Annotated in this window: 23 protein-coding genes; 15 read left to right on the top strand and 8 right to left on the bottom strand. The window is 66.7% G+C overall.

Going from position 1 to position 22,408, the window contains the following annotated elements; translation table 11 throughout:
• The first annotated feature begins 57 nt into the window (after positions 1 to 57).
• The 5 genes from ectA to VMT40_RS30970 all read left to right on the top strand — a co-directional run bounded on the left by ectA (position 58) and on the right by VMT40_RS30970 (position 4,725).
• Positions 58 to 618: a diaminobutyrate acetyltransferase gene (gene ectA / locus VMT40_RS30990; protein ID WP_326362665.1), complete on the top strand. Its 561-nt coding sequence runs from the start codon at positions 58 to 60 to the stop codon at positions 616 to 618.
• Positions 615 to 1,883: a diaminobutyrate--2-oxoglutarate transaminase gene (gene ectB / locus VMT40_RS30985; RefSeq protein WP_326362664.1), complete on the top strand. Its 1,269-nt coding sequence runs from the start codon at positions 615 to 617 to the stop codon at positions 1,881 to 1,883. Before ectA ends, ectB begins: the two co-directional genes overlap by 4 nt.
• A 1-nt stretch (position 1,884) precedes the next feature.
• Positions 1,885 to 2,277: an ectoine synthase gene (locus tag VMT40_RS30980; RefSeq protein ID WP_326362663.1), complete on the top strand. Its 393-nt coding sequence runs from the start codon at positions 1,885 to 1,887 to the stop codon at positions 2,275 to 2,277.
• Between the two features lie 15 nt (positions 2,278 to 2,292).
• Positions 2,293 to 3,177, top strand: a complete 885-nt coding sequence (thpD, locus tag VMT40_RS30975) for an ectoine hydroxylase (RefSeq protein WP_326362661.1) — start codon at positions 2,293 to 2,295, stop codon at positions 3,175 to 3,177.
• Between the two features lie 81 nt (positions 3,178 to 3,258).
• Complete coding sequence (locus tag VMT40_RS30970; RefSeq protein WP_326362660.1) at positions 3,259 to 4,725, top strand: alpha/beta hydrolase; 1,467 nt, start codon at positions 3,259 to 3,261, stop codon at positions 4,723 to 4,725.
• A gap of 11 nt (positions 4,726 to 4,736) precedes the next feature.
• Here VMT40_RS30970 and VMT40_RS30965 read toward each other — a convergent pair whose 3' ends face one another.
• A complete protein-coding gene (locus tag VMT40_RS30965; protein ID WP_326362659.1) occupies positions 4,737 to 5,681 on the bottom strand; it encodes an oxygenase MpaB family protein in 945 nt (314 codons plus the stop codon).
• A gap of 118 nt (positions 5,682 to 5,799) precedes the next feature.
• Here VMT40_RS30965 and VMT40_RS30960 point away from each other — a divergent pair, with 118 nt between their 5' ends.
• The 7 genes from VMT40_RS30960 (at position 5,800) to VMT40_RS30930 (ending at position 12,161) form a co-directional block, all read left to right on the top strand.
• Positions 5,800 to 6,450 (top strand): TetR/AcrR family transcriptional regulator, encoded by a 651-nt coding sequence (locus VMT40_RS30960; RefSeq protein WP_326362657.1) that lies wholly within the window; start codon positions 5,800 to 5,802, stop codon positions 6,448 to 6,450.
• A 64-nt stretch (positions 6,451 to 6,514) separates the two neighbouring features.
• Positions 6,515 to 6,799 (top strand): hypothetical protein, encoded by a 285-nt coding sequence (locus VMT40_RS30955; protein WP_326362655.1) that lies wholly within the window; start codon positions 6,515 to 6,517, stop codon positions 6,797 to 6,799.
• 130 nt (positions 6,800 to 6,929) lie between these two features.
• Complete coding sequence (locus VMT40_RS30950; RefSeq protein ID WP_326362653.1) at positions 6,930 to 8,291, top strand: cytochrome P450; 1,362 nt, start codon at positions 6,930 to 6,932, stop codon at positions 8,289 to 8,291.
• Entirely contained in the window at positions 8,288 to 9,190 is a 903-nt protein-coding gene (locus VMT40_RS30945; RefSeq protein ID WP_326362651.1) for an alpha/beta fold hydrolase, read from the top strand. Before VMT40_RS30950 ends, VMT40_RS30945 begins: the two co-directional genes overlap by 4 nt.
• Positions 9,174 to 10,031 carry an SDR family NAD(P)-dependent oxidoreductase gene (locus tag VMT40_RS30940; protein ID WP_326362649.1) on the top strand — a complete coding sequence of 286 codons (858 nt, stop codon included), beginning with the start codon at positions 9,174 to 9,176 and terminating at the stop codon, positions 10,029 to 10,031. Before VMT40_RS30945 ends, VMT40_RS30940 begins: the two co-directional genes overlap by 17 nt.
• Complete coding sequence (locus VMT40_RS30935; RefSeq protein WP_326362648.1) at positions 10,028 to 11,518, top strand: flavin-containing monooxygenase; 1,491 nt, start codon at positions 10,028 to 10,030, stop codon at positions 11,516 to 11,518. The genes VMT40_RS30940 and VMT40_RS30935 overlap by 4 nt, the downstream gene beginning before the upstream one ends.
• Before the next feature lie 19 nt (positions 11,519 to 11,537).
• Positions 11,538 to 12,161 carry a TetR/AcrR family transcriptional regulator gene (locus VMT40_RS30930; protein WP_326362647.1) on the top strand — a complete coding sequence of 208 codons (624 nt, stop codon included), beginning with the start codon at positions 11,538 to 11,540 and terminating at the stop codon, positions 12,159 to 12,161.
• A gap of 3 nt (positions 12,162 to 12,164) precedes the next feature.
• Here the strand turns inward: VMT40_RS30930 and VMT40_RS30925 are convergent, their stop codons facing one another.
• On the bottom strand, positions 12,165 to 12,749 hold the full coding sequence (locus VMT40_RS30925; RefSeq protein WP_326362645.1) for a helix-turn-helix domain-containing protein: 585 nt from the start codon (positions 12,747 to 12,749) through the stop codon (positions 12,165 to 12,167).
• Between the two features lie 83 nt (positions 12,750 to 12,832).
• Between VMT40_RS30925 and VMT40_RS30920 the strand changes: the two genes are divergently transcribed.
• A complete protein-coding gene (locus VMT40_RS30920) occupies positions 12,833 to 13,798 on the top strand; it encodes an NAD(P)/FAD-dependent oxidoreductase (RefSeq protein ID WP_326362644.1) in 966 nt (321 codons plus the stop codon).
• A 1-nt stretch (position 13,799) separates the two neighbouring features.
• On the opposite strand, the gene VMT40_RS30915 is transcribed toward VMT40_RS30920, so the two are convergent.
• From VMT40_RS30915 to VMT40_RS30895, 5 genes are all read right to left on the bottom strand, one after another.
• On the bottom strand, positions 13,800 to 14,630 hold the full coding sequence (locus tag VMT40_RS30915; RefSeq protein ID WP_326362642.1) for a SecDF P1 head subdomain-containing protein: 831 nt from the start codon (positions 14,628 to 14,630) through the stop codon (positions 13,800 to 13,802).
• A 68-nt stretch (positions 14,631 to 14,698) separates the two neighbouring features.
• Complete coding sequence (locus VMT40_RS30910) at positions 14,699 to 15,814, bottom strand: serine hydrolase domain-containing protein (RefSeq protein ID WP_326362641.1); 1,116 nt, start codon at positions 15,812 to 15,814, stop codon at positions 14,699 to 14,701.
• A gap of 45 nt (positions 15,815 to 15,859) precedes the next feature.
• On the bottom strand, positions 15,860 to 16,648 hold the full coding sequence (locus tag VMT40_RS30905) for a helix-turn-helix domain-containing protein (protein WP_326362640.1): 789 nt from the start codon (positions 16,646 to 16,648) through the stop codon (positions 15,860 to 15,862).
• Between the two features lie 528 nt (positions 16,649 to 17,176).
• Complete coding sequence (locus tag VMT40_RS30900; RefSeq protein WP_326362638.1) at positions 17,177 to 18,706, bottom strand: HNH endonuclease signature motif containing protein; 1,530 nt, start codon at positions 18,704 to 18,706, stop codon at positions 17,177 to 17,179.
• Between the two features lie 146 nt (positions 18,707 to 18,852).
• Positions 18,853 to 19,503 carry a TetR/AcrR family transcriptional regulator gene (locus VMT40_RS30895; RefSeq protein WP_326362636.1) on the bottom strand — a complete coding sequence of 217 codons (651 nt, stop codon included), beginning with the start codon at positions 19,501 to 19,503 and terminating at the stop codon, positions 18,853 to 18,855.
• A 161-nt stretch (positions 19,504 to 19,664) separates the two neighbouring features.
• Here VMT40_RS30895 and VMT40_RS30890 point away from each other — a divergent pair, with 161 nt between their 5' ends.
• A complete protein-coding gene (locus VMT40_RS30890) occupies positions 19,665 to 20,846 on the top strand; it encodes an LLM class flavin-dependent oxidoreductase (RefSeq protein ID WP_326362635.1) in 1,182 nt (393 codons plus the stop codon).
• A 167-nt stretch (positions 20,847 to 21,013) separates the two neighbouring features.
• Positions 21,014 to 21,880 (top strand): ParA family protein, encoded by an 867-nt coding sequence (locus tag VMT40_RS30885; protein ID WP_326362634.1) that lies wholly within the window; start codon positions 21,014 to 21,016, stop codon positions 21,878 to 21,880.
• Here the strand turns inward: VMT40_RS30885 and VMT40_RS30880 are convergent.
• Positions 21,853 to 22,389: a hypothetical protein gene (locus VMT40_RS30880; RefSeq protein ID WP_326362632.1), complete on the bottom strand. Its 537-nt coding sequence runs from the start codon at positions 22,387 to 22,389 to the stop codon at positions 21,853 to 21,855. The two genes, VMT40_RS30885 and VMT40_RS30880, sit on opposite strands and share 28 nt — an antisense overlap.
• Between the last annotated feature and the right edge of the window lie 19 nt (positions 22,390 to 22,408).

Here is a 22,408-nt window from a genome sequence, read left to right as displayed (position 1 = left end):
GATCGCAATGAGTTCGCATGGAAGACCTCAAAGATTGATCGTCAGGCTGAGATCGTCATGCAGATCCCAATCAGCAAATTTGACGCGATATCCCAGCAAACCATCGAGATCAGGGAGCCCCTGCTCTCCGACGGTGCGCACATGTGGCGCATTGCCGAGGACTCCCGGGTGCTCGACACCAACTCCAGCTACGCCTATCTCCTGTGGTGTCGGGACTTCCCGAACACCTCGATGGTCGCCGAAATCGACGGCGAGGTAGCCGGTTTCGTCATCGGCTACACCCGACCCGCCTGGCCGAACACGCTGTTCGTCTGGCAGGTCGCGGTCGACCATCCCCATCGCGGGCACGGCCTGGGCGTGGACATGCTCGACGCGCTGCTGGAAAGCTGTGCGTCCCAGGGCGTCACGCAACTCGAGACCACGATTTCCCCCGACAATCCGGCCTCGGTCGCCATGTTCGCCTCGCTCGCGCGCCGTCGCGGTGCGGCCATGACCCGCACCCCGCTGTTCACGGCAGACCAATTCCCGGGCGGACATCAGCCCGAAGACCTCTACCGCATCGCACCGATTGCTACTCAGCGCATCGCACCGAACACCCTTCAGGAGGACTGGCGATGACTACCCCCGACATGACGGTTTTCGCGGAACTGGAATCGAACGTGCGTGGCTACTGCCGCTCTTGGCCGACGGTCTTCGACACCGCATCCGGCGCGTGGCTGCGCGACGAGACCGGCCGCGAGTACCTGGACTTCTTCGCGGGCGCGGGCGCGCTCAACTACGGCCACAACAATCCTGTGCTGAAGCAGGCCCTGCTGGACTACATCGCCGGTGACGGCCTCACCCACGGCCTGGACATGTCCACCGTCGCCAAGCGCGAACTGCTGGAGTCCTTGCGCGAGCGCATCTTCCGCCCGCGCGGCCTCGACTACAAGGTCCAGTTCCCCGGACCCACCGGCGCGAATGCCGTGGAGGCCGCGCTCAAGCTGGCCCGCAAAGCCACCGGCCGCACCGAAATCCTCAACTTCACCAACGCTTTCCACGGCATGACCCTGGGCGCGCTCTCGGTCACCGGCAATGCCGCCAAGCGGGCGGGCGCGGGTGTGCCGTTGCAGCACGCAACCTCGATGCCCTACGACGGCTATCTCTCCGGCCCGGACGATGATTCGTTCGAATGGATGGAGCGCGTCCTCGACGACGCCTCCTCCGGCCTGGACCAGCCCGCCGCCGTGATCGTGGAAACCGTGCAGGGCGAGGGCGGTGTGAACATCGCCAGCGTGAACTGGCTGCGCAAGTTGGCCGGATTGTGCTCTGCCCGTGAGATTCTGCTCATTGTCGACGATGTGCAGATGGGTTGCGGTCGCACCGGCCCGTTCTTCTCCTTCGAATTGGCCGGTATCACACCGGATATCGTGACCCTGTCCAAGTCCATCGGCGGTTACGGCCTGCCCATGGCGCTGGTGCTGTTCAAGCCGGAGCTGGACCTGTGGAAGCCGGGTGAGCACAACGGCACCTTCCGCGGCAACAACCCCGCCTTCGTGACCGCCCATGCGGCACTGGAGAACTACTGGGCCGACGATGCCCTGGAGACCGCCACCTTCGCCAAGTCGGCCCGCATCGAGCGCGCCCTGACCGGCATGGTCTCGGCCTTCGACGGCGTCAGCTCGCGCGGTCGCGGCCTCGTGCACGGCATTGTCTTCGACGACGCCTCGCAGGCGGAGAAGGTGTGCGCCTCGGCATTCCAGCGCGGACTGCTGGTGGAGACCTCCGGCCCCGAGGACGAGGTGGTGAAACTGCTTCCGCCGCTGACTATTACGGACAGCGAACTGGACCACGGCTTGGAGCTGTTGGCAGCCTCGATCGACGTCGTGTGCGGAGGCCGCTGACATGATCGTGCGCACCACGGCCGAAATCACCGGCACCGACCGCGATGTCGCGGGCCCGGGCTGGCGCAGCAAGCGCATTGTGCTCGGCGGCGACGGCGTCGGGTTCTCCTTCCACGAGACCACCATCGACGCCGAGACCGTCCACGAATTCCACTACCAGAACCACATCGAGGCCGTCTGGCTGGTCGAGGGCGACGGCACCCTGGTCGATCTCGACCACGGCACCACCTACGAACTGGGCCCCGGCTCGATGTACCTGCTCAATGGCCACGAACGGCACCGCCTGTTCGCCCGCACCCGGATGCGCATGCTGTGCGTGTTCAATCCGCCGGTGACCGGGCGCGAGGTGCACGACGAGAACGGCGTGTATCCGCTTGTCGCCGTCGGTGAATAACACAGGAGGTAACGAATGACGGTGTCCAGCACCGAACGTATCGATCGCTACCGCACCCGCACCGTGGCGGGCACGCCGCCGATCGTGCGCGACGACCCGACCGTCTGGGGCGAGATCGGCACCCCCGCCCTCGCCGATTTCGACGAGAACGGTTACGCCATCCTCGAGGGTCTGCTCGACCCATACGAGGTCGCCGATGTGGCGGGCGAAATCCAGCGTATGACAAGCGATCCCGATCTCGTGCTCGACGATCGCGTGATCATCGAACGCGATTCGCACCGCGTGCGCTCCATTTTCGATGTCCACAAGCTCAGCCAGCCCATCGCGGATCTGGTGCGGGAGAGCCGAATCGCCGGACTGGCCCGACAGGTGCTCGGCTCCGAGGTCTATCTGCATCAGACCCGGGTCAACTACATGCCGGGATTCACCGGCACCGGTTTCTACTGGCACTCCGATTTCGAGACCTGGCACGCGGAGGACGGCATGCCCACCCCCCGCGCGGTGAGCCTGTCCATCGCCCTGACCGACAACTACCCGTTCAACGGCAGCCTGATGGTGATGCCCGGCTCCCACCGCACCTTCGTCCCCTGTCAGGGCGAGACGCCCGCCGACCACCACCGGGTCTCCCTGCGCGGTCAGGAAATTGGCATCCCGTCCCAGGCCGCCATTACCGATCTGGCCGAGAAGCACGGCATCGCCCAGTTCACCGGCCGGGCGGGCTCGGCACTGCTGTTCGACTCCAATCTGATGCACGGTTCGGCCGGAAACATCACCCCGTTCCCGCGCTCGAACCTCTTCCTGGTGTTCAACAGCGTGGAGAACACCCTGCTGGAGCCGTACGCGGCCCCGCATCCGCGTCCGGAGTACCTCGCCAGCCGGGACTTCACGCCGCTGGCGTGAGCGTCTAGTCCCACAGGGGTAGTCGAGATCGGGACCGTGGGGTGAGGTCTGCGAGCGGTCCCGGTTCCTAACGTCTCAGGCGTGAAGCGAACAGTTCGTCTCGGAGTGGTGCTGGGGCTCGCCGGGCTGGTGATGTCCACGGTGGCGGCGTGTCAGGGAGCGTCCGGCGCGACGCCATCGTGGACGGCCTGCCAGGGCAGCGGGCTGGATGCCCGGCAGGAGTGCGCGACCATCTCGGTACCGTTGGACTACGAGAACCCTGGGGGAGAGCAGGTTTCGCTGGCCATCTCCCGGATACGCAGCGCGCATCCGGATCATCGCCGCGGTGTCCTGGTCCTGGTGCCGGGCGGGCCGGGCGGCAGCGGGCTGAACCTGCCCTCCACCGAGGGCGCGGCACTGCCGGAGGCGGTGCGCGACGAGTACGACCTGATCGGCTTCGATCCGCGCGGCATCGGCGCCAGTGCGGAGGCGAATTGTCATCTGGCGCAGGCGGATTTGGCGCTGGAGCGATTGCGGCCGTGGCCGGATGCCGACGGGGGGATCACGCAGGCGGTCGAGGTACAGCGGCGAGTCGCTGCGGCCTGCGTGCGCGAGGGCGGCGCGCTGGTGCGGTCCATCGGGACCCGAACCGAGGCGCGGGATATCGACCGGATTCGAGAAGCACTGGGGGAGAGCACGATATCCGCGTGGGGCAGGTCCTACGGGACATACGTGCTGTCGGTGTACGCCACGCTGTTCGGTGAGCGGACCGACCGCGTGCTGCTCGACAGCAATGACGATCCGGACCCCGACCGGGTCGAGCGCGGCTGGCTGGCGAACTACGCCGTCGGCGTGGAGGACCGGTTCCCGGATTTCGCTCGCTGGGCCACGGCGGACGGCAATCCGGATCGGGTCGCGGCGACGCCGGAGGCGGTGCGCGATGAATTCCTCACGCTCGCGGCGCGTTTGGATCGCGACCCGCTGCCGTGGCCCGGTGCGGAACTGTCGATCCTGAGCGGCAATGGATTGCGGCAGATCCTGCTCGACGCAATGTACGACGGCAAGCGCTTTCCCTTCCTGGCGCAGGTGATGAACGCCGCCGCGAGATCGGAGACATTGCCCGCGGCCCGGCCCGCACCGCCCGAGTCCCAGGCGCAACGCACGGCCGCGGTCCTGGTCGCCACCATGTGCAATGACGTGGCCTGGCCGACCGCGGTCGAGGACTACGCGGCCGCCGTCACCGAGAACCGGGCCCGCTACCCACTGACCGCGGGCCTGCCCAGCGGCTACCCACCGTGCGCGACCTGGCCGTATCCGGCCCAGCCGCGCACCGTCGTGGACGCGACCGGCCCCTCGAATGTGCTACTGGTGCAGAATCTCCGGGACCCGGCCACGCCGTACAGCGGCGCGCTGAACCTACGCCGGGCCTTCGGCGATCGCGCCCGCATGGTCGCGGTGGACGCCGGTGGGCACGGCGCGTACCCCTCGCCGGTCGCCTGCGCGAACGAGGCCGTCGAACGGTTCCTGCGCGACGGCACGCGCCCCGAGTCGGATCTCACCTGCCGGTGAGGCCCGCCGGATCAGCTTGCGGCGGAAACGCTTCGATGACCTCGACTGCCGTACAGCTCGCGGGCCTTGGCCGGGGTCACCGTCTCGGGCAGCGTCGGTACCTCGGCCTTCAGGTGCTGTTCCAGGATCTGCCCGGCCATCGGCGCGATGAGCGGGGCGGCCATGATCAAGCCCGCCTTGTTGAAAAGAGTGAACAGCCACACCAGGATTCGCGCCACCGGACGGACCATCAGATCGACGATGCCGGGCCGGTCGAACTGCCCGAGCTTGCGCATCCACTTGGGCAGCGTCGCGATGGAGGCGAAGGACAGCAGCCGCGCCCCGAGGGCGTAGGTCCACCCCGCGCCGTTCTTCGGTGAGGTGAACAGCATCTGGTGCATGCCCTCCTGCGCGCGCTCCGACGTGCACAGGCGCGCACGGACATTCGCGTAGTACTCGCGGATGCCCTCGCGGGTCACCGGCACGTCCTCGGGCTTGCAGGTCTGCAGTTCGGCGGCGATCCGACACTCCTGCCAGTAGCGGGCCTCCTCCTCGGGAGTCAGGCCGGGGCCGAACATCTCGTAGGCCTTCAGAACCGACTGCCATCCGGTGATGTGGATCCACAGCTGGGTCTCGGGGGAGTTGGGGCTGTAGCGCCGACCGGTGATGGGCTCGATGCCGCTGCTCTTGGCGTGCACGTCCATCAGATGCTCGGAGGCCTGGATGGCGGTGCGGGAGTCGCCGATCGCCACGATCAGGAAGTAGGCGAAGGTGGCGTCCAGGCGGCCGCGCGGGTCGGCGTAGATCTTGCCGGTGTCGGCGACCGACGCGGTCAGGAACGGGTCGAAGAACTCGAGGGTGACCGCGCGCTGGAAGCCGATCACCGCGGTCGGCGAGGTCCAGACCTTCCAGCTCGGTGAATCCGGGCCGAAGAAGCCGTAGTCGACACGGCGCAGGGTGGTCGGATCGAAGGTCACGGGGGCTCCTCAGCAGGCTCGATCCCAAGCAATACAACGCCACCGTAGCAATTGCGCGCGGTGAATACAACGGGTGCGTAGCTTTATGGCAGAATGACCTGGTGACGGCGGAGCGACAGTGAGCGAACGTGCGAAGGCAGACCGGCCGCGTCGGCGCTACGCGCCCCGCCTGCCGCCCGAGGAGCGCAGAGCGCAGCTGCTCGATGCCGCGTTCGCGGTCCTGGAGAAGTCCGAACTTCACGAGCTGAGCATGGAGGCCGTGGCCGCCGAGGCCGGTGTCGGCAAACCGGTGCTGTACACGGTCTTCAAGACCCGCGCCGAGCTGGTCGCCGCACTACTCGAACGCGAGCGGGAACGCGCCCTGGAGCAGGTCGCCGACACCCTGCCCACCGATCTGCTCGGCGCTGATCCGGTGGTCGCCGCCTCCGCCACGGTCGAGGCGTTCGTGGATGTGGCACTGAGCAATCCGACCCGCTGGCGGCTGCTGCTCGCGGGCCCCGGCAATGCGCCCGACGAATACCGCGAGGCCATTCGCAGCTCCCGCGCGGGCATCTTCGACCAGGCCGAGGCGCTGGTGCGCATGGGTCTCATCGCCGATCCCCGGTGGGAGGGAATGGATTCCGGCCTGCTCACCAACTCGCTGCTGACCATTGCCGAGATGCTGGGCCGCCTGGCGGTCAGCGAGCCGGACACCTACCCGCGCGAGCGCATCGAGGCCTTCGTGCAGGCCATCGTCGCCCTGCTGGTCGGCGGCGCGAAGACCGCGTAAACCCTCAGCCCCTATACTCCGCGAGCCGCTGTGAAACGCCGGTTCGCGGGACTACCATGCCCGCATGACGGTTGGCACCGACCTGCCCAAACCTGAAGCTCTCTTCGATCTGGACGTCTGGCTGCATCGCTGGCCCGCGAGCGTGTACGCGACCGAATTGCATTACGGCGTACTCGTTTTCACCGGCTGCGACGCCTTCGACGAGCGGGACGCGGAGATCGCGGCGCGTACCTATCCGGGGCGGCGCATCCTGATCGACGAGACCGGTAAGCTCGAGGTTCATCCGGCGGGTGACGGCCCGCCGATCTCCATTTTCGACGCGCGGCATCCGCTGCGCGCGGCGCGGTAGCGGCCCATCGACCGGATTTCCGGCGAGTGATGTGGCACTCGCCGGATTCGGATAGTGACTCTTGCCACAGCCTGGTACACGCGCGTACCGTGCGAATGGTACGCAGAAGTACCAGGCTGGGAGATGGCGCATGACCACAGTGACACTGCCCGATGGACCGAAGACGCCCGCCTTCGTGCAGGCCGTCGAGATCCTGGCCGGACGCACCCGCGCGTGGCGGCGGCTGCACGCGCGCTACGGTTCGGCGTTCATGGTCAAGATGCCGCGCTTCGGGCCGACGCTGGTGCTCTCGGATCCGGCCGAGGTGAAGACGTTGTTCACCACCCACACCGATCTGGTCGACAATATCGACGCCAACCTCGGCCAATTCCTCGGTCCCGGCTCGCTTTTCGCGCTGCGCGGGGAGGAGCACCGCAAGGAGCGCAAGCTGCTCACCCCGCCGTTCCACGGGCGGCGGCTGGCGGTGTACGAATCGCTGATCGAGGAGGAGGCCGTCCGCGAGATGGCCGGATGGCCGTCGGGGCGCGAGTTCGCGACCATGGAATCGATGATGCGGATCACCCTGAACGTGATCCTGCGCGCGGTCTTCGGGGCCGAGGGCGCGGAATTCGATCAATTGCGGGCGCTGCTGCCGAAATTGGTGCTGGTCGGGTCCGCGCTCGCGTCGCTTCCGGTGCCGCGCAAGCTGTTCGGGCGCTTCGGGCCGTGGGCGCGCTTCGCCGCGTATCGCGCCGAATACGACCGAATCGTGCAGCGGCTGATCCAGCGCGCCGCCGACGACCCGAACCTGAGCGACCGCGACGATGTGCTGGCCATGCTGCTGCAGGCGCGCTATGACGACGGTTCGGCCATGACGCACAACGAGATCGCCGATGAGCTGCTCACCTTGCTCACCGCCGGACACGAGACCACCGCCACCTCGCTGGCCTGGACCATCGAGCGGCTGCGTCGGCATCCGCACATCCTGGAGCGGCTGGTCGCCGAGGCGGATGCGGGCGGCTCGGAGTTGCGGGAGGCGGTGCTGTTGGAGACGCAGCGGGTGCGCCCGGTCATCGACGCCACCGCTCGCAAGGTGCGCGCGGAATCGTTGCAGCTGGGCCGGTGGACACTGGCGCGCGGGCAGCACGTGATGGTGAGCATTCGGCTCATGCACGAGAATCCGGAATTGTTCACCAACCCAAAGGATTTCAACCCGGATCGCTTCGTCGGCAAGCGACCCGGGACCTTCAGCTGGATTCCCTTCGGCGGCGGTGCGCGCCGGTGCATCGGTGCCGCATTCGCGACCATGGAGATGAATGTGGTCCTGCGGGTCCTGCTGCGGGACTTCACCCTGGAGACCACCGACGCTCCGGATGAGCGCGCCCATTTCCGCGGCGTCGCACTGGTTCCCGCGAAGAAGGGGCGAGCCGTCGTCTACCGGCGACCCCCGCGACCCGCGGTCACCGAGAGCGACGAAAACCAGGATGCGCGCGGCGAACAGGTGACGGCATGACAGAGCAGTTCGCCGATGTCGGGCGGGGTATCACGCTGACTTATGAGCGGCAGGGGCAGGGTGTTCCGCTGCTGCTGATCGCTGGGCTCGGGCAGCAGAAGCACGAATGGCACGACGGTCTCGTCGCGCTCCTGGCCGACCGCGGCTACGACGTGGTGCGCTTCGACAATCGCGATGTCGGCACCTCCACCCATCTCGAATTCCGCCCGCCCGGCCCGCTGGACATGCTCCGAAAGCGCTGGCACCCACGGCAATACGATCTCGGCGACATGGCCCTGGACACCCTGGGCCTGCTCGACACGCTGGGCTGGCACCGGGCGCACCTGGTCGGCATGTCCATGGGCGGCATGATCGGGCAGACCGTCGCGGCCCGCTACCCGCATCGCGTCTGCTCGCTGACCTCGATCTTCTCCACCACCGGCGCGGCCCGGGTGGGTCGCCCCGCGCTGTCCACCTGGGCGCGCATGTTCGGCAAGCCCGCCCGCACCCGCGAGGAGCACACCGACGCCGCGGTCCTGATGTACCGGCACATCGGCTCGGCCGGATATCCCTTGGACGAGGCCAGGATTCGCGCCGTCGCCGGAACCACCTGGGACCGCGATCCGCGCCCGGCGGCCGGTGTCGGACGCCAGCTCGCGGGAATCATGAAGTCCGGCGACCGGACCCACGAGATCGCCACCATCACCGCCCCGACCCTGGTGCTGCACGGCGACCGCGACCGCATGGTGCATCCGACCGGCGGCCGGGTCACCGCCGCGGCCATCGCGGGCGCGCGCCTGCACACCCTCCCCGGCATGGGCCACGACCTGCCCGAGGCGCTCTGGCCCACCCTCGCAGACCTCATCGACACCCATATCAGCACCGTCGAATCCAGGAGTACCGATGCCCCGAACCACTAGGCCCCTGTCCGGCCACCCGGTCATGATCACCGGCGCGGCCTCCGGAATCGGGCGGGGACTGGCCCAATTGCTGTCTCGCCGTGGCTCACCCGTGGCCATCGCGGATATCGATGCCGAGGGGCTGAAGCAGACGGCCGCCTCGCTGAGCGGGCCGGTGCTGACCCGGGTGCTGGACGTGCGCGACGCGGCCGATCAACTCGCCTTCGCCGACGAGGTGCGGGCCTGGCTGACCGCGCCGCTGGCGGCGGTGTTCAACAATGCCGGTGTGGCGGTGTCCTCCTCGGTGCTCGACGCCGTGCCCGAGGACGATGAATGGTTGCGGCGGATCAACTTCGACGGCGTGGTGAACGGGACGCGCGCGTTCCTGCCCATCCTGGTGGAGCAGGACAGCGGCGCGATCGTCAACACCTCCAGCGTGTACGGGCTGGCGGGCATGCCGTACCAAAGTGCCTACTGTGCCGCGAAATTCGCGGTGCGCGGATTCACCGACGCACTGCGGCAGGAACTTCGAGGCACGGGTGTCTCCGCGGTCACCGTGCACCCGGGCGGCATCAAGACCAATATCGCCCGCAACGGTCGCGTCCGAAAGGATCCCGAGGGACGCGGTCGCACCCACGAGCAGATGGCCGCCGAATTCGAGGCCATCGCCATGACGACACCGGAGAAGGCGGCCGAAATCATTTGCCGTGGAGTCGAACACGGCAAGGCGCGCATTCTGGTCGGGCCGGACGCATACCTGTTCGACACGCTGGCCCGGGTGACCCCGACGCACTACTACGATGTGCTCTCGGTCGTCATCGGGGCACTGCGCGGGCGGGCGGCGAAGGGAGCGAGACGATGACCGAACACGTGGACGTGCTGATAGTCGGTGCCGGGCTATCCGGAATCGGGGCGGCGCATCACCTGCAGGACGCGTTCCCGAACCGCAGCTACGCCATCCTCGAGGCGCGGGAGACCATGGGTGGCACCTGGGATCTGTTCCGCTATCCCGGCGTCCGATCCGACTCGGACATGCACACGCTCGGCTACCGGTTCCGGCCGTGGGTGGCGGAGGAGGCCATTGCGGACGGACCCGCCATCCTCGGCTACATTCGCGAGACCGCGGCCGAGGCGGGCATCGATCGGCGAATTCGCTACGGGCACAAGGTAACCGGGGCATCCTGGTCGTCCGAGGACGCACGCTGGACCGTCGGCTACGAGCACAACGGCGCGGCCGCGACCATTACCTGCGATTTCCTCTACCTGTGCAGCGGCTACTACCGCTACGACGAGGGCTACACCCCCGAGTTCCCCGGCATCGAGGATTTCGCCGGGCAGGTCATCCACCCGCAGCACTGGCCCGACGAACTCGATTACGCCGGAAAGCGTGTCGTGGTCATCGGCAGCGGGGCGACCGCGGTCACCCTGGTTCCGGCCATGGCCGAGACGGCCGGGCACGTCACCATGTTGCAGCGGTCACCGACCTACATCCTGTCGGTGCCGACGGTGGACGGCATTGCCACCAAGCTGCGCGAAAAGCTCGGCACGCGGCGGGCCTACGCCATTACTCGCTGGAAGAACGTGCTGGTCAGCACGCTGATCTATCAGCTGAGTCAGCGGCGGCCGACCATGATGCGCAAGTTTTTCCGCAATCTGGCCATCAAGCAACTGCCCGAGGGCTACGACGTCGACACACACTTCAAACCCACCTACAACCCGTGGGATCAGCGGCTGTGCCTGGTGCCGGACGGGGACCTGTTCCGGGCCATCCGCGACGGGCGGGCCTCGGTCGTCACCGATCGCATCACACGATTCACCGCCGACGGCATCGAACTCGAATCCGGTGCCGAACTGCCCGCCGACATCGTGGTGACCGCGACCGGCCTGGACCTGCTCGCGCTCGGCGGCATCGCGCTGACCGTGGACGGCCGGGAGATCCACATACCCGACACCATGGCCTACAAGGGCATGATGCTCGGCGGGGTGCCCAATCTCGCGTTCACCATCGGCTACACCAACGCCTCCTGGACGCTCAAGGCCGACCTGGTGGCCGAATTCGTGTGTCGGCTCTTGCGGCACATGGACATCCACGGCTACCGCCAGGCCACGCCGTGGCCGGACCCGACCATGTCCACCGCGCCGCTGCTCGACTTCCAGGCCGGATACGTGCTGCGGTCCATCGACCGGTTCCCCAAGGCCGGATCGCGCGCGCCGTGGCGGCTGGGCATGAACTACGCGCAGGACGTGATCACCTTGCGGCACGGCAAGATCGAGGACGGGACCATACGCTTTGCCGGAGTCCCGCGACACGCCGCCGAACGCACGGAGACACGCCTCGGCGTCCGGTGAATTCGGAGAAACTACTCTGATGCTCGTGACCCGCGCCGATCCGGACACCAGCACCGAACCCGCCGTCGACTCCGTCTTCCGGCGGCGGCTGCTGGATGCCATGGCCGACGCGGTTCGCGAGCGCGGATACAAGGACGCCACGGTCGCCGACGTGGTGCGCATCGCCCGCACCTCGCGGCGCACCTTCTACGAGCACTTCGCCGACAAGCAGGACTGCTTCGTGGCCCTGCTGACCGAGCGCAACAATGACACGATCCGCCAGATCTACGAGGCGGTCGACGTGACCGCACCCTGGGACACCCAGATTCGACAGGCCATCGAGGCGTGGATCGAGGCCTCGCGGGTCGACACCTCGATCACGCTGGCCTGGATTCGCGACACTCCGGCACTGGGGGAGCGGGCGCGGCAATTGCACCGCGACGCGGCGGAAGCCTTCATCACGTTGATCCAGGAGCTGACCACGACGCCCGAATTCCAGTCCGCCGGAATGCATCCGCCGAATCGTCAGATGGCGACCATTCTCTTCGGCGGGTTCCGGGAGCTCATCGCCTCGACCGTGGAGGCGGGCGGGGACGTCACCGAAATCACCGGTGTCGCGGTGGAAACCGCGCTCGCGCTGGTCGGGCCGCGCTTCTCGGCGTAGCGGTCAGCCGTTGCGGGGGCGGGCGCGGAAGTGGGCGCGCTCACCCTGTTTGCCGAAGAGACTGAGGAATTCGACCGGCTCGTCCCCGATCGCGCCGAACCAGTGCGGTTCGCGGGTGTCGAATTCGGCGGCCTCGCCCGGCTCCAGGATCAGATCGTGCTGGCCGAGGATGAGCCGCAGCCTGCCATTGAGGACGTAGAGCCACTCGTAGCCCTCGTGGGTCTGCGGATTCGGTTCGGTGCGACCGGATTTCGGGGGCAAAACGATTTTGAAGGCCTGGATGCCGCCCACTCGGCGAGTGAGTGGGAGCATCTGCATGCCGTGGCGGTTGATCGGGCGCATGTGGACGCGGGGGTCGCCGGTGGGCGGGGCGTCGACCAGCTCGTCGAGCGTGACATTGTGCGCGCGGGCCAGGGGGAGCAGTTGCTCGAGTGTCGGCCGCCGCGCACCCGACTCCAGCCGGGACAGCGTGCTGACCGAGATGCCGGTCTCGGCCGACAGCTCGGCCAGCGTGGTTTCTCGCTGTTTCCGCAGTTCACGCAGCCGTAGGCCGACTCCGTCCAGGGCCCGGTCGATGTCCTCGGTCATGGGATCAGTTTGCCATATCGGCAAAGAAGGTTGCCAGGATCGCCGACGTGCCCGCATCGTGGTGATCGAGGAGGTGGTCATCCATGACCGATGGGCTGAACAGCAGCTATGACGTAGTGGTGGTGGGCGGCGGTGCCGCTGGTTTGAACGGAGGGTTGATGCTGGCCCGGGCGCGGCGCTCGGTGGTCGTGATTGACGCGGGCAGCCCGCGCAACGCACCCGCGGACGGGGTGCACGGGTTGTTCGCGCGGGAGGGCACGCCGCCGAGCGAACTGTTGGCGCGGGGGCGTGACGAGGTGCGGATGTACGGCGGCCAGGTCGTTTCCGGCGAGGTCAGCGGAATCACCAGGGACGGTGAGGAATTCACCGTCGCCCTCGCGGATGGGCGGTCGACGCGAGCCCGACGCATCCTGGTGACCACCGGGCTGGTCGATGAACTGCCCCCGATTCCCGGTCTCGAGGAGCGCTGGGGCCACGACGTCATCCACTGCCCGTACTGCCACGGCTGGGAGGTGCGCGACCGGCCGATCGGCGTGCTGGGGCTGGGGCCCATGGGAATTCACCTGGCCTCGCTGTTCCGTCGGTGGAGTGATGACGTCGTGTACTTCGCCCACACCGGCACCCCGCCCACCGAGGAGGAGTCGGAACAGCTGGTGGCCAGGGGAATTCGAGTCGTGACCGGTGAAATCGCCGCCGTCGAGGGGACCGAGGACCGCATCACGGGCGTCCGCCTCACCGACGGCACCGTGGTCGCCCGCGATATCCTCGCCGCCCCCAGCCGCATGGTCGCCCGCGCGGGCTTCCTCGCGGACCTGGGCCTGCACCCGACCGAACACCCGATGGGCGCAGGCGAACACATTCCCTCCGACCCCACCGGCCGCACTACGGTCCCCGGCGTGTGGGCCGCGGGTAATGTCACCGACCTGTCCGCCCAGGTGGGTGCCGCCGCGGCGGCCGGAGCCATGGCCGGTGCCCAGATCAATGCGGACCTGGTGGCCGAGGAAACGCGGCGCGCCGTCGAGGAGTACCGCGCCCTCACGCGCGTGTGATCTACCCCTGCGCGGTGAAGATCGCCGGGAGCGCACCGAATCGCAGGGAGGCCGCGAGATTGTCCGCGGCCTCCTTGGTGAAGCTCCCGACGATCTGACTCTGATTTCCCGTGAGCGCGCTCTGGATGATCGGTGCCGACACCGCCTGCGAATCCACCGCGAACACGAACTGCTTGCCGATGTTCGTCGCCGTGTACTGCCCGAACTGCCGGGCCCCGGTGTCACTGAACGTGATATTGACCCCGTATCGCGCCGTCCGAGTGTCCATCGCGCCCTTGGCATCCGAGATCTCGCGCCCGTCGACTACGGTCGGCCCCAGCAGATAGACGGTATCGCCGCTATCGGAGCAGGTCACCAACGGCAGCGTGGCGTCATCCCCGCCCTGCAGCGGATCGGGCTGCCGACAATTGATCGTGGCCATCGTCGCCGCCTGCACCGCCGGATCGGTGCTCTGCCGCGCGTCCTTGCCGGGCATGCTCTTCACTCCGGTGCCTTGAAAAGGCTTGCTGGACAACACCGGTCGCATCAGGACCCGCCCGGTCTTGGCCAGCAGTCGTGCCGTCGACCCGTCGTCCCCCGCCACGGTGATGGTCAACATCTCCCCATCGACCTTCACCGTGGTCTTCTTCAATCCGAGACTCTCGGCCCGCTTCTCCACGATCTGCCGGACCTGATCCATGGTCCCCGCCGATGGAATGCTGCCCTCCGCGGTCCGCCCGCTGAACGCGACCGGCGTCCCCGCCTTGTCACCCCCGCCGCACCCGCTCACCGTGGCCGCGACCACCAAACCCGCGACCACGGCCCGCAACCCGAGACCGACCGACAATCTCATCCGGACCCCTTCTGACGCATGACGCCGTGATGATAGTCATGACCCGGGCCGCAGGGGGTGCCCAGAGATCAACCACACAGGGTCAGCTGAATGAGTGCTTGGAGTGCCGCGTCGATAGGGTGCGGTTGCGGCATACCCGCAGCATCGAGTCGATTCCAGCGTTGCAGATTCACCGCGAGCGCCATCTGTCGGGTGCCGTCGGCACTGATCATGGCGACCGCCCCACTGCCCCAGGCCGAGCCTTCGTGACCCCAGTAGACGCGGCCCGGCACGGTCGTCTTCTGCAGGCCGAGGCCGTAATCGAGGGTCTTGCCGTCGAAGGCGATCACCGGAACCGTCCGCTGCATTTCCGCCAGCGACGCCGGGCTGACGATCTCGCCCGCCAGGAGTAGCCGGTAGAAGCGGTTGAGGTCCGAGACGGTCGAGATGAGCGAGGCCGCCGGGCCCACGAAAGACATGTCGTAGACGCTGAAGTCGCGCGGCGGATCGATCATGGTGAACCAAGCCTCGTAATGCAGCGAGTGCGGCCCAGCGATCTCGGGCGCGATGGCGAGCTCGGTATCTTTCAGGCCCGCGGGCTCGATGACGGTGCGGGTGATGCACTTCTCCGCCGGGTCACCGGTGATCGTCTCCAGAAGCTGGCCCAGGAGAAGGTAATTGGTGTTGGAGTAGACGCCAGGTGTGCCGCCCGGAGACCCGGTCGCGGGGGCCGAGACTCCCATTGCAATGAGATCGGTCGGATGAAAACGCGTGTAGCGGTTGGCTTCCATGCTCTCCGGGGTGGTCCTGGCCGGAAGCGGGAACCCGGCAAAGGACGGGTAAGCGTACTGCAAATATTCGGCGAGACCACTGCTGTGGCTGATCAACTGGCGCACCGTGATCGCCTTACCGCGCTCGCCGGGAATGAGTTTCGGCAGATAGTGGCCAATGGCCGTGTCCAGGCCGACTTCGCCGTTCTCGACCTGCAGCAGTACGGCCGCGGCGGTGAACGTCTTGGTGAGGCTGCCGACCCGGTGGCGCATATCGGTGGTGATCGGGCGGCCGGTGGCGGTATCGGCGAATCCCGCTGCCCCACGCCAGATCTGGTCGTGGTCACGAACTTCGGCGAACAGGCCGGGCATGCCCGCGTGATGCACGGCCTCCAGGGCGGACTGCAACTGATCGGGATCGAGGGTGCCGGTCATGGCGGATGTCCTCTCGGTGTCGATGGATGACCAAGGTGGACACCACTATCGAGCGACCGCACCCCCGCCGTATTGGAAGAATTTTCCCCACGCCCGATACCGATGCTGCGCGATGGTGGGCGAATAGTGCGTGGTCAACGCCCCCGGCGTGCGCCCCGTGAAGATCGACACATCCCGACACAGATGCGCCTGATCCGAATACCCACTGACAGCGGCAACCTCGGCCGCACTCCCACCCGCCAACAGCCCATCCACCGCATACCGAAACCGCACCAACATCGCCGCCCGCTTCGGCGTCAACCCGATCTGCGACTCGAACCGAGCCCACAGCCGCTTGTTACTCCACCCCATCGAACTGGCAAGCTCCCCAATCCGCACCCCGCCATGGGAATCGAGAACCCGCTGCCACGCCCCGATCACCTCCGGATCCGGCGTGTGTGCGGCCCGATCACACTGCGCCAGAAACGATCTCGTCAGCTTAAACCGCTCATCCCAACTGCTCGCATCGGCAAGCTGCTCCCGCAACCGCCGAACCGACGCTCCCCACAGATCGTCCAGATCGACTGCCCCCTGCCCCAATTCGCTCGGAGCGACACCCAAAACCGAATACGCCCGCAGCGGCGACAGCCGAACCTCTACACACTCGGCCCGCTCACACCGAAGCCGCATAGGCGCGATCGGCAGCCCAGCCACAAACCCGCCCATACTCCGCTGCCCAAACGCATCATCAACCACCACCTCCCGCTCCCCAAACCCAATCAACAAGGTGACCTCCGAAGTCCCCGCAACCCGAAGATCCAACCCACCCCCACCCACATCCCGATACCCGATCATCGCCCCACCTCGCGGAGCGGCTGAACCCGCCGCCGCGAAGTCCCACCCCGCCTCGCTCCCTCGCGCATCCGCCACCCATCCAGGTTACGAAACCAAAGCTGGAAGAGGAAAACCCAAAAGAAGAAAAGCCAAAGAGAGAAAAGATAAAAAGACAAAAGATAAAAGACGCCAGGAGGAGGGAGAGAGGGTGGCCGAGCTTGCGAGGCCCCCTCACCTACCAGCCCCCTCCCGCAAAAACCGCACCTCCCAGCCCCCTCACCTACCGAACCTCACTCACGTCCCAGCCCACTCACCGTGCGGCCGTTCATCGTCTCTGTGGAATTGTCAAAGAACTTGAAGCCGTGAAGCTGTCGAGCGATTCGGTTTCGAGTTGTTGGGTTGTCTCGAGAAGGTGATGCGTGCAGTCCGTGGGCTGGGAGGTGAGGTGGCGGCTCCCAACCTGGCGTCAGCCCAAGTGCGGTAGGGCAGGCGAGGTGACCACACTTCCCCGTCCCTGCGCACGCCAGCCGTACACGAGCAGCTCGGGTTTCACGCTGCCCGTGAACCCCACCTCCGGCAACTCGAATCGACCGCCGTGGCGACCCGCTTGCCGACGTGATGGGTGTCGTTGACTTGCGGGGTGTGGGAGGGGTCCAACGCCTTCGGGGCAATCCAGCCGACCCGGCCCGGGTGGGCGGAGTCTTTGCCCAACATCACTGTCTGCCACCCGTTTTCGCTGTCGTTGACCATGGCGTGGTGGTGATCGCACACCAAGGCCAGGTTGTTCAGATCGGTGGGTCCGCCCTTGGCCCAGTCGATCACATGATGGGCGGCGCACATGCTCGCGGGTACGTCGCAGCCCGGGTGGGTGCAGCCGCGATCGCGGGCGATCAACGCCAGCCGCTGACCCGAGGTGGCGAGGCGTTCACCGTGAGCGAGGTAGAGCGGGATCTCGTCCTTGTCGAGCACCGCCAGCACCGGGCGAGAACCCTTGGCCAGCTTGAGGGCTTGGCTGATCGACAGGTGCCCACCGGAGGCGGTGGTGGCCATGCCCGCACCCTTCTCGAGGTCGGCCAGGCTCATGGTGACCACGACTTCGACGGGCAGGCCACGGTGCTTGCCCAGCTTCACCGGCTTACCCATCTTCGCCGCTGCGGCAGCGATGCCAGCAGCATCGGAATCGGTGGCGGCATCGGTGGAGTCGGTGACCGGCTGCAACGCGGTAACGAGCGCGAACAACGCGTCGTGAGTGCGCTGGCTCGCGTCGCGACGATCGCGACGCGCGGCCGCCTCCAGCACCTTCGACTCGACCCGCGCGGTGGCGGCGAGGACTTCGGTGTCGGCGTCGTCGAGGTTGCACATGCCCGGCCGCGCCAGCTTGGCGAAGATCGCATCCAACAACGCCCGCAACTCCGGGGTCAGCCAGCCCTCGATCTTCGACATCCCATCCACCCCAGGGCGGCTGATGGTGATCCCGCGACGGCGACGACGGTCGGCGTCGGAGATCACCGTGCCCTCCGGGTCCAGGCGCGCGAGGATCTCGCGCCCGATCTTGGGCAGGTCATCGGGCTGGCCGGTCACGCAGTGCTCGACCAGCAGCGCCTCGGTCTCGACCCGCGCCGGGGCGGGAACCTCGGCGGGCAGATGCGTCATGATGTCCACGATGCCGCGCACATGATCACGCGAAATCACACCCGCCTCAAAGGCGTTCGCGGTGGCGGCCAGGGTGATCGGGCGCGGCTTGCCGTCGGCCCCCAGGAACTCCCCACACGCCCCGGCGATCTTCACCCGCACCGCCGCGTCATACCGCGACAGGCCCAGGGTCTGACGCAGGAACGGCACCGCATCCTTCACTCCGGCCTTGCGCGGCAGATCCCGCTCCGACACCTCGATCACCAGAACCGAATCCAGTGCGGCCAGTTGGCGTTTGCAGATTTCCAGGCGGCGCATGAATTCCACGACATCGGTATCGGTGAGGCGGTTGAGTCCGCCGTGCACGACGGTGTCGGTGACGTTGGTGACTGCGGTCATCAGGGCGCTGATGCCGGTGCTGTCGAGTGATTCCCCCTTCGAATTCATGCTCTAATTCTACCGCGAATTCGATCGCAATAGAAGGCGAATTGCATTGTGATGTAAGGTGTTTCAGAATTCGGGTTATTAATTATGTTTCCTTGCAAAGGAATCGGAAGTTCTCTTCATTGCGAGCAATCAGCAGTGGATGATGGTTATCCCGAGGCAGGGCTGTTCAAGAGGCGATCCAGGCCGCCGATGAGGAAGTTGACCTGGTCTTCGTAGAAGGCGGTCAGGTCTTCGGCTGGAGAGGGGGTAGAGGTCGGTTGCCATTCGTCGGCTCGGGCCAGGGCCTGGAGGAACCCCATGAGGGCGATGGCCCAGCGGGCTTCGAGGCGGGATGGGTCGGAATGGGGGAAGGCACGGCGTAATTGAGTGTGGAGGTGGTCGGGGAGGTCGGCTTCGGCGGCGGTGAGGGCGGGGTGGGAGTGGAGGGAGAGTTGGGTGACGATTTTGATCCAGCGCATTCCCCGGGTTCGGTTGCGTAGCAGCAGGTCTCGGTAGGGTTCCGTGACCGCGCGGACGAGAGATTCTGCGGTGGGCGGAGTTTCGGAGGCGGCCAGGGCGTCGGTATTGGCGCGGATGTGGTCGCGGACGGTCGCGCCGAGGTCGAGCAGGACGGCGGCGATGAGGTCGTCCTTGGTGCCGAAGTGATAGTTGACCGAGGCCGCCCCTAGCCCGGCGGCGGCATTGACCGCGCGGACCGAGACGGCATCGACGCCGTGGGCGGCGAACAGCCGCTCGGCGGTCTTCACCAGTCGGGCGCGGGTCGCGCTGCCCTGGCGATTCTGCATCGGAACACTCACCCGACGAGCTTGTCACACCAACTCCCGCTTACCCACGATCACCTGCCATTTCGTCGCTTCCCACTCACCGGGACAGCCACACTTCTGGATCAACTGATCCAGTTTTACTCGGAGTACCGCGCCGGGCGACGAAGCCGACGCACTGGGTAAGGAGATCCACGATGTGGACCGCTGAATCGATGAAGTTCGGGGCCTTCCTCGCCCCCTATCACCCCCTCGACGCCGACCCGGCCCTGCAGCTGCGCCGCGATCTCGACCTCATGGAACACCTCGACCATCTCGGCTTCGACGAGGCCTGGATGGGGGAGCATCACTCGACCGGGGCCGAAATCGTGCCCGCGCCCGACGTTTTCATCGCGGCCGCCGCCGAGCGCACCCGGCGGCTGCGGTTCGGCACCGGTGTGACCTCGCTGCCGTATCACCATCCGCTGGTCACCGTGGATCGGATCACCCAGCTGGACCTGCAGACTCGCGGTCGCCTGATCTTCGGCACCGGGCCGGGCAAGATTCCGCTCGACGCGCACATGATGGGCATCGACCCCTCGGATCAGCGTCGCCGCCAAGGGGAAGCCCTCGAGGCGATTCTGGCGCTGTTGCGCGGCGAGGTCGTGAATATGAAGACGGACTGGTTCACCTTGCGGGATGCCCGTGCCCAGCTGCCCACCTACGATCCGGCCGGAATCGAGGTCGCGACCGCGTCGACGATCTCACCCAACGGCTCGGTGCTGGCGGGTACGCACGGACTTTCGCTGCTGTCGCTGGCGGCCAGCTCGCCCATGGGATTCGAAGTGTTGGACCGCAATTGGGGTGTCTACGAGAAGGTGTGCGCCGAGCACGGGCACACCGCGGATCGGGCGCGGTGGCGGCTGGTCAATCCGATCTTCCTGGCCGAGACGCGCGAGGATGCCGAGCGGGCCGTGAGTCGGCGCATTGGATCCATGGCGGCGTATGTGAATCGCCAGACCGGGGACAATCCGGACTGGGCGCGGACGCCCGAGGGCATTATCGACCATTGGCGCAATGACAGTCTCGGCGAATTCGGGCAGGCCATTATCGGCACGCCGGACGAGGCGATCGCGCGGATCGAGCGGCTCATCGAGAAGACCGGCGGGTTCGGGACCATGCTGATCCTGCACGTGGACATGGCGAATTGGGAGGACACCAAGCGCAGCTACGAGCTGTTCGCCTCGGAGGTGATCCCGCATTTCAAGAACCGCAATCGCGGCCGGGAGGCGAGCCTGCAATACGCGCAGGACAATCGGGAACTGTTGATCGGACAGTTGGTCACCGCTATCACCAAGGCGCACACCGATTACTACGGACCGGCCGCGACGGGTGCGTGATCGAGCTGGAAAGTTAACTGGCTAACCGTCGGCCGGTCCTTTGTCCGACAGGTGTGTTCGGGCCGCTATGGGCGAAAAGCCCTGGTAATCCGGTGTGATCCCCGGCGTGAGAAACGACTCAGCCGGGGGTCCCCCTGATCATGGACATGACAGGCTACGCTGGCGAAATGTCGGCAAACATTCCTGCTGGGGAGGCCATCACTACTCCGAAGACCGGGGCGGCCACGCGCGAGGCCCAGGTGATTGCGCTGTGCAATCAGAAGGGCGGTGTCGGGAAGACCACGTCGACGGTCAATCTGGGTGCCGCGCTTGCCGAGTGCGGGCTGCGGGTGCTGCTGGTGGACCTCGATCCGCAGGGCGCGTTGTCGGCGGCGCTGGGCGTCGCGCACCACGATCTCGAATTGACGGTGTACAACCTCCTGACCCGCAACGCGCCGTCGATCGATGACGTCCTCATGAAGACCACCGTCGACAATCTGCATCTGCTGCCCAGCAATATCGATCTGTCGGCGGCGGAGATCCAGCTCGTCAACGAGGTCGGCCGCGAACACTCCCTGCGCCGGGTGCTGGATCCGATCCGGGATCGCTACGACTACATCCTCATCGACTGCCAGCCCTCGCTGAGTCTGCTCACCGTGAACGCGCTCGCCTGCGCGGACGGCGTCATCGTTCCCATGGAATGCGAATTCTTCTCGCTGCGGGGCCTGGCATTGCTCAACGACACCATGGACAAGGTTCGGGAGCGGCTGAATCCGGGACTCGAACTGTCCGGCATCGTGGTCACCATGTACGACCCGCGGCTGTTGCACTCGCGCCAGGTGCGCGATCGGGTGGCCGAATCGTTCGGTGATCTGCTCTACAAGACGGTGATCTCGCGGACCGTGCGTTTCCCGGATTCCACCATCGCCGGGGAACCGCTCACCAAATGGGATCCGAAATCGCGTGGAGCCGAGCAGTATCGGGAATTGGCGCAGGAATTCCTGAGCCGCTCGGGTCAGCCGGGCAGTCAGTTGATGATGTCCTCGATGCAATAACCCTGGGCGGCAGCGCGCAGGGTGAACGTGACCACCTGGGTGACGGTGGCGGAATTCGTCACCGGGACGGTCACTTCCGCGCCGTTGTCACCGGTGCGCCGCGCGGTCATCCGATCATTGGCGAACGACACTGTGCCGGTCAGTTTTCCGGGGTTGTTCGCGAGCACGGAATTCGTGCAGACCAGCGGATACCGGCCCTCGGTGTCATCGGGCTGCAGCGGCTGGCCGGTCCAGCGGGAGAGGTAGCGGCGGACCGTGTAGCGCGCGTCGTCCTCGGTGAAAGCGGGCTGTGCGCTGGATGATTGCGGCGCGACCGTGGTTTGCGACGGGGTCGCCGCGACGGTCGTGGGCACCTCGGACGTGGTTCCCAAAGTATCCAATGACCCGACCGGCGACTGCGGCCGAGTAGTCGCGGGCACGGTATGCGGACTCTCGGTGCAGCCGACCGCCATGGCGCACACCGCGACGGCCGACAGCACGTTCAGCACACGAATTCCGAGACGGGTCACGGCCTCACGATAGCCGTGT

The sequence above is a fragment of the Nocardia sp. CDC160 genome (genome assembly GCF_035818795.1).
Classification (GTDB): domain Bacteria; phylum Actinomycetota; class Actinomycetes; order Mycobacteriales; family Mycobacteriaceae; genus Nocardia.
The sequence above is the reverse complement of the archived record's forward strand: the minus strand, read 5'-3'. Positions and strand labels throughout refer to the sequence as shown.

Excerpts from the sequence above, each read along its gene's own strand:
- ectA (WP_326362665.1), top strand. The coding sequence starts at position 58 with ATGCAGATCCCAATCAGCAAATTTGACGCGATATCCCAGCAAACCATC.
- ectB (WP_326362664.1), top strand. The coding sequence starts at position 615 with ATGACTACCCCCGACATGACGGTTTTCGCGGAACTGGAATCGAACGTG.
- VMT40_RS30980 (WP_326362663.1), top strand. The coding sequence starts at position 1,885 with ATGATCGTGCGCACCACGGCCGAAATCACCGGCACCGACCGCGATGTC.
- thpD (WP_326362661.1), top strand. The coding sequence starts at position 2,293 with ATGACGGTGTCCAGCACCGAACGTATCGATCGCTACCGCACCCGCACC.
- VMT40_RS30955 (WP_326362655.1), top strand. The coding sequence starts at position 6,515 with ATGACGGTTGGCACCGACCTGCCCAAACCTGAAGCTCTCTTCGATCTG.
- VMT40_RS30950 (WP_326362653.1), top strand. The coding sequence starts at position 6,930 with ATGACCACAGTGACACTGCCCGATGGACCGAAGACGCCCGCCTTCGTG.
- VMT40_RS30945 (WP_326362651.1), top strand. The coding sequence starts at position 8,288 with ATGACAGAGCAGTTCGCCGATGTCGGGCGGGGTATCACGCTGACTTAT.
- VMT40_RS30940 (WP_326362649.1), top strand. The coding sequence starts at position 9,174 with ATGCCCCGAACCACTAGGCCCCTGTCCGGCCACCCGGTCATGATCACC.
- VMT40_RS30935 (WP_326362648.1), top strand. The coding sequence starts at position 10,028 with ATGACCGAACACGTGGACGTGCTGATAGTCGGTGCCGGGCTATCCGGA.
- VMT40_RS30930 (WP_326362647.1), top strand. The coding sequence starts at position 11,538 with ATGCTCGTGACCCGCGCCGATCCGGACACCAGCACCGAACCCGCCGTC.
- VMT40_RS30925 (WP_326362645.1), bottom strand. The coding sequence starts at position 12,749 with ATGACCGAGGACATCGACCGGGCCCTGGACGGAGTCGGCCTACGGCTG.
- VMT40_RS30920 (WP_326362644.1), top strand. The coding sequence starts at position 12,833 with ATGACCGATGGGCTGAACAGCAGCTATGACGTAGTGGTGGTGGGCGGC.
- VMT40_RS30915 (WP_326362642.1), bottom strand. The coding sequence starts at position 14,630 with ATGAGATTGTCGGTCGGTCTCGGGTTGCGGGCCGTGGTCGCGGGTTTG.
- VMT40_RS30910 (WP_326362641.1), bottom strand. The coding sequence starts at position 15,814 with ATGACCGGCACCCTCGATCCCGATCAGTTGCAGTCCGCCCTGGAGGCC.
- VMT40_RS30905 (WP_326362640.1), bottom strand. The coding sequence starts at position 16,648 with ATGATCGGGTATCGGGATGTGGGTGGGGGTGGGTTGGATCTTCGGGTT.
- VMT40_RS30900 (WP_326362638.1), bottom strand. The coding sequence starts at position 18,706 with ATGAATTCGAAGGGGGAATCACTCGACAGCACCGGCATCAGCGCCCTG.
- VMT40_RS30890 (WP_326362635.1), top strand. The coding sequence starts at position 19,665 with ATGTGGACCGCTGAATCGATGAAGTTCGGGGCCTTCCTCGCCCCCTAT.
- VMT40_RS30885 (WP_326362634.1), top strand. The coding sequence starts at position 21,014 with ATGTCGGCAAACATTCCTGCTGGGGAGGCCATCACTACTCCGAAGACC.